1 pseudogene is annotated in these 5998 nt (G+C 50.9%); it reads left to right on the top strand.

The features are described from left to right. Positions 1–5998: pseudogene (locus ACIQ2L_RS14280) on the top strand (hypothetical protein); the annotation flags it as partial.

Genomic DNA, 5998 nt, shown 5'->3' with positions numbered 1-5998 from the left:
TGGTAATCCATTGGAACAGCTATTCCCTGGAACCGCAGATATTGTCCACGGACAGCATAGATTCAGACCAGACAATCGTGATGTAGATATTTACCGATTCGTGGTTGCGGCTGGATCAAATGGTGAACTGCGAGCAGAGACTATCGCAGAACGTCTCAATGATTCAAGTACGTTGGATACACACTTGACGTTGTTCCGTCGGGAGGCCAATGGTGTTCTCTCCGTAGTTGCCGCGAACAACAATTACTTTAGCGAAGATTCTTTGATCCGCGTCCACGTGGGGCCGGGTGAGTACTTCCTTTCTGTAACGGGCAAGGGGAACGAGGACAACGACCCAAGCACGAACAACACTGGAAGTGGAGCCACCAGCCAAGGTCGATATCAACTTCGCGTTGATTATAAGAGCTCGGTGGTCCAAACTCTTGCGGAAAACCGGTCGGGGAGTGCCCTGGTTGGAACCTCTTTCGATGGCGATGGTGATGGACTCGCGGGTGGTAATTTTGATTTTTGGTTCCGTTCCGTCGCTCCTTACGCTGCTGCGACTGCCGCATCGATAACGGATCTAGGTCCCGCCCGTACACTCTTTGTTGACAAGGCATTCGCAGGAGGACCGCTGTCCCAATTCGGTTCCATGACTCAGCCGTTCACTCGCATTAACCAAGCCACAATGGCTGCGAGACCTGGAGATATTATTCGCGTTGTTGGTGACACACGCACTGCGAGTAGAACGGATGAAACTCCGTACGAAATTGGAGATGCTGGTGGCGCTACAGGCGTATTGCCAGATGGTGCTCGTTTAGATGTTCCCGCTGGTACTACATTGATGGTCGATGCTGGAGCGATCTTGAAGTTTAATCAAGCAGGCATTCTCGTCGGCAGCGATCCAACTCGCAATCTTGCTGGAGCGAGTATTCAAATCCTTGGAGTGCCTGGCAACCCGGTCTTTTTGACCAGTTATCGAGATGAATCGCTCGGACGCGACCCTGACCCCGTCCTCCCATCAACTGCATCCGCCGGAAACTGGGGGGGAATTGAGATAAGAAATGATGTCGATCGAGCTCAGGGAAGGTTTGATCTAGAGCGGGAAGGGATCTTCCTCAATACTGTTTCGAATGCAGAAATTCGGTTTGGTGGAGGAAAGGTTGGCACCGGAGCGGCGGCTCGTGCAATCAGCCCTGTCGACATGTTTGAAGCTCGTCCTTTGATTCTGAATAGTCAAGTCCGAGACAGTGGTGACGCAGCATTGAGCGCCGACCCCAACAGCTTTGAAGAAACACTTTTCACTGAGCCTCGGTATCAAAGCGGGACGGGATTTGTTCCCGACTATTCACGTATTGGTCCAGACATTCGGTCCAACAGGTTTTTTGGAAACTCCATCAACGGTCTATTGGTAAAGATCAACTCTACGTCGAATGGTGGTGTACAGCCGCTGAATGTCGCTGCCAGGATTAACGACGCAGAAGTGGCAATCGTTCTGGGGGACAACTTGATTATTGAAGGGACGCCCGGCGGTCCTGTGTTTGAAACTGTTGGACCGGATTCCTCGCTGGTTACGTTCAACAACAACGTCAATCCAACTTCTGGATCTGGTTTTGCTTCGGTAGTTCAGCTTGAGTACTTCATTACGTATGTAGATAGGTTCGGGCAAGAAAGCATCCCGAGTGCGCCTCGTGTAACCACGAGTATCACCGGTCGATCCATCCAATTGACTCAGCTTCCCACTGCGACTCTCGACTATGTTGCTCGAAAGATTTGGCGTCGTGAGAACAACACGGGAGCTTTCGTGTTGGCGGGCGTTGTTAACAAAGACGATACATCTTTTGTCGACAACGCGCGAACACTTGCTGGTTCACTTCAGTTACCGTCGGTAGCGGGTGAACTCACTCGCGCTAGACGAGATGCGAGCCTTGTAATCGATCCAGGTAGTGTCATCAAGTCTTTTGCTGGTCGAATCGAAGTCGGTATCGGAGCAACGCTTCTTGCAGAAGGAAGTGTATCCAACAATATCGTTTTCACTTCGCGTACAGATGATCGCTATGGAGCAGGTGGAACTTTTGATACGAATAATAATGGTCTCGACGCTGGTCGAGCAGGTAACTGGGGTGGAATCGTATCGCAACATCTCGGCGAAGTCAGCCTCGATAATGCGTTGATCACGTTTGGTGGTGGCGCCACTAGCGTGCCCGGCGGATTTGCCTCGTTCAACGCGATCGAACTGCACCAATCGACAGCTCGAATTTCAAACTCGGTCATCGAAAACAATGCATCGGGAACCGGGACACGTGGAACGTCTAATAGGGATGCTCGTGGCTTGAATGATGAAGCAGTGATTTTTGTTCTCGGAAGCCAACCGGTCCTCATCAACAACATTATCCGAGAGAATTCGCAAGTGACCGGTACGCCTTCGGTCGCAACGGCTGCCATAAACATTGATGCGAATTCACTCAATACGAAACCCGTTCGTGATTACGGTCGATCGACTGGATTCAATGAGCGCGAGCGCATTGGAATTGGAAACTTTGGACCGTTGGTCTTTAACAACTCGCTTGGCAACAACGGCATCAACGGGATGGTTGTTCGCGGTGCAACTTTAACGACCGAGAGCGTTTGGGACGACACGGGAATTGTTCACGTTCTGATGAGTGAAATCGTCGTTCCTGATTTCCATACCTACGGCGGTCTTCGACTTGCTAGCCGGGCCACCGAGAGTTTGGTTGTCAAATTGGATGGCCCGCAAGCTGGCTTTACAGCAACGGGCCGCCCGCTTGACATTAATGATCGCATCGGTGGATCCTTGCAACTGTTAGGTTCGCCAGGATTCCCAGTCGTATTAACATCTTTGGCTGACGACACGATCGGTGCGGGCTTTGATTTCTCGGGACGCTCGTTGGGGGATACGAACAACAATGGAACCGCAACCTTCCCGACGGCGGGCAGTTGGCGATCCGTTCGATTCGAGCCTTTCAGCAACGATCGTAACGTTGACCAAAACTACGAGCGAGAACCCGACTTGATCGGTGATACTGGAACAAATGACCTCCCTTCTACAGCTCAAGACTTAGGAACCATTTCTGGAAGCATCGATAATGGTGACGAGAATCAACGGCTGGGTGTTACGCTTACTGGTTCGATTGCGGCGCCAAGCGACCTGGACGTGTATCGATTCATCGGTACAGCGGGTACTGCGCTTTGGATTGATATCGATCAGACCTCTGGCACCTTGGATTCGGTCATAGAATTGATCGACGGCAACGGCCAAATCATCGCGTTGAGCAATGATTCGTTGGCAGAGTCCATCGCAGGTACAACACACTTCTCCAACCCGTCGCTCATTCCGAATGGTCGAGTCCTTCCGATGGATCAGATCGTGACGGCCGAACGGAACGAGTTGGTCAATACGCAAGTTGACTTCCAGGGAGTGAATCCTCTCGATGCGGGCATGCGAGTGGTATTGCCGGGTTCGATTGGAAGCGTCAACAGTTATTTCATCCGAGTTCGAAGCAGCAATGTCTCGCCGGTTCCAGGTCCAAATGGTTCAAGATCTAGTACCTCACGACTCCAAAATCCAGCTCTTACACGTGAAGGTATTACCGTTGGTCAGTATAAATTGCATCTACGCCTTCGCCAGACTCAGGAAGTAGCAGGCTCAACCGTTCGCTACGCCGACATTCGCTTTGCGAACATTGGAATTGATGCGCAGGGGCAACCGCTTCATTCGCCTCTGGTCGGCGAAGTAAGTGAAAGTAACCCACTTGAAAACAGCAGCGCCTTTAACCCACAAGTTCTGGGCAATGTGCTGTCTAGTGATCGTGGGGCCATCTCAGTGGCGGGAAATTTTGCTCCCAATCCTAGTGGGGTAGATGACTTCATTGATTTCTATCGGTTCACGGCACGTCGTGATTCGGTTCAGGGAACTTCCCAAGCTGAACCGTATCATGTTTCCTTGATCTTCGACATCGACTACGCAGACGGTCAAGGTCGCGCGAATACACAACTATGGATTTTTGACTCAGCTGGTCGGTTGGTCCTAACGAGCGACGACTCGAATATTCATGACGATCAACCCGCAGCAACTCGCGGTAGCGATGTGACGGATTTGTCTCGTGGCTCGGCAGGAACTCGCGATGCTTACATCGGACCGATTGAATTGCCGCCTGGCGATTACTTTGTCGGCGTGAGCAACAAGAGCCAAAGCCACGTGGCACTGCGACAATTTACAGATAGCAACGCAGGTGGGTTTCCTTTGGTTCGACTGGAACCGCTAGAGTCTATTAGGCGAATTTCTGAAAACCGATACGATGGCGCAAGCACTTCGCCACGTCCGTCAACCGCTGTTCCACCGGTGATATATAATCCGAATCAGCCGTTTTACGCTACGGGCGCGTTTCCGATTCAACTCCCCGGTGCTCCTTTATATCCGACCGAAACCCCCAATCCAACTGCGCCTGCATTTGCACCTGAATTTGACTCAACTGTTCCCTTCAATCTTTCCGATTTGAACCTGTTTACGGCGACGGGACGCAATGTGCAGTTCATCAACCCGCTCACTGGGGTTCAAGAGGCGATTTACAGTACAAATGGTACCACGGCTGTCAACTTTGGCGCAAACACACCGATGACAGACTTGGCCGTCGCGCCGGGCGGCCAGGGTGTTGCATATCAAAGATCAACAGGGGGAGCTGTTACGGACGGCAACCAAGGAACCTTCATTAGCGTAGACATCGGCAATGGTTCATTTGGGACTGGAACTAGTGGCCTTATTACGACAACAACTCGGCTAGTAACTCCGGTTGCAACCCCCCCGACTTTCGAAGTCATTCAAATTCCGAATAATGGTGGAAACAACGGAGTTGGTCTAACCTTTGATGGCATCACCTTCTCAACATTGTTTGCGACCAACAACAACGCGGAAGCTAGCTTCTGGGGCGTTGCATCGCGCAATGCGGTCGGTGCTTTTCAGCCGATTATTAACATTGTAAACAATACTCCCACTCCGACGGGCGTTGGCTTAAGCGCGATCGAAAGAAATGCGTTGTACCGACTTAGTTCCTACGACACAGGAACTCTAGGTACTGCACTTGATCCGGTAGGCACACCTAACCTAAACGCTGCTCAACGCGGTATCGGAGCAGGCACTGGAATTCTCGCGCACGGATTCTTCATCAACTCAAATCGCTTTGGATTAGGAAGCTTTACAGATATTCTTGGAAATACGAATGTATTGAGGATCTCGGCACAAAATGCTGCTGTGTCACCATTGCTGACCGTAAACTTCACCAACAGTGGAGCGAATCTCAATCCTCCAGCGCCAACGGTTTCCGTGTTGGGTAATGACATTACTGTGAATATGCAGGGAGGCGGGCAGACACTCAACGCAATCATTGCCGCGATTCAAGGTAATCCTGCTGCAAATGCTTTGGTTGCTGTTCGAGTTGATCAAGGCACGGGGGTTTTGCCGAACACGACTGTTCCTGCGAGTGTGCAAGTCAATCAGGTAAGCGGTGAGTTCAATGTCGGGGGAATCAACACCAACACACTTGTCAACCCAGCAATTGGTACCGTTCGAGGCTTGGCCTCGGTTATTGAAAGTCCATTCTCTACCCGACTTTATGCTGTAACGGATGCAGGTGAGTTGATGGGGATGACACCAGTCAACAATGCTCGGCACGTACTTTCGAATACATACGCGATCATTCGAGATCCCAATACGAATCAACCGATACAGTTTTCAGGGTTAACAGTTGGCCCGAGAAACCTGATCGACGGTGGTATCAATTATTCGCAAGTCCTATTCGGTTCTACCGCAGCAGGACGGATGTACGCATTTACAACAACTGGTGTGTTGCTCAACATTTTCCCAGGTGGAAACAGTTTTGTTGACACGGCCGCCGTTGGTGCAACAGGAATCAGTTTTTCATCTGCGGATTCCAATCTTTGGCATTTGACTACAAGAACGGAAAACGAAGTAGGTCATGGTCAACCATCGCACTTCAATAAC

It is taken from the genome of Flavobacterium sp., from assembly GCF_044369455.1.
Classification (GTDB): Bacteria; Bacteroidota; Bacteroidia; order Flavobacteriales; family Flavobacteriaceae; genus Flavobacterium.
This window is presented reverse-complemented; position numbering and strand designations above follow the sequence as displayed.